The organism is Lysinibacillus sp. OL1 (assembly GCF_004332175.1).
GTDB lineage: Bacteria > Bacillota > Bacilli > Bacillales_A > Planococcaceae > Lysinibacillus > Lysinibacillus capsici.
The window spans coordinates 1-361 of sequence record NZ_SJDS01000053.1; the positions used below are offsets into that span (position 1 = coordinate 1).

The following is a 361-nucleotide window of genomic DNA, read 5'->3' on the forward strand; positions in this document are numbered from 1 at the left end:
CGAAGTAGCTCAGTTGGTAGTAGCACCTGACTGTTAATCAGGTTGTCGCAGGTTCGAGTCCTGCCTTCGGAGCCATTCTTGGAGAGTTGTCCGAGTGGCCGAAGGAGCACGATTGGAAATCGTGTAGGCGGTTAACACTGTCTCAAGGGTTCAAATCCCTTACTCTCCGCCAGCACTTTGATGTGTTCCAAACGATGGCCCCTTGGTCAAGTGGTTAAGACACCGCCCTTTCACGGCGGTAACACGGGTTCGAATCCCGTAGGGGTCACCAATTCAATACCCAGATGGAGGATTAGCTCAGCTGGGAGAGCATCTGCCTTACAAGCAGAGGGTCGGCGGTTCGAGCCCGTCATCCTCCACC

General features: G+C 54.3%; 3 tRNA genes. All 3 read left to right on the plus strand.

Features of this window, described 5'->3' with window-relative positions:
• Window positions 1–80 precede the first annotated feature (80 nt).
• Window positions 81–172, plus strand: a tRNA-Ser gene (locus tag EW028_RS24405).
• A 24-nt stretch (window positions 173–196) separates the two neighbouring features.
• Window positions 197–271, plus strand: a tRNA-Glu gene (locus tag EW028_RS24410).
• A gap of 15 nt (window positions 272–286) precedes the next feature.
• Window positions 287–359, plus strand: a tRNA-Val gene (locus tag EW028_RS24415).
• Window positions 360–361: the final 2 nt, after the last annotated feature.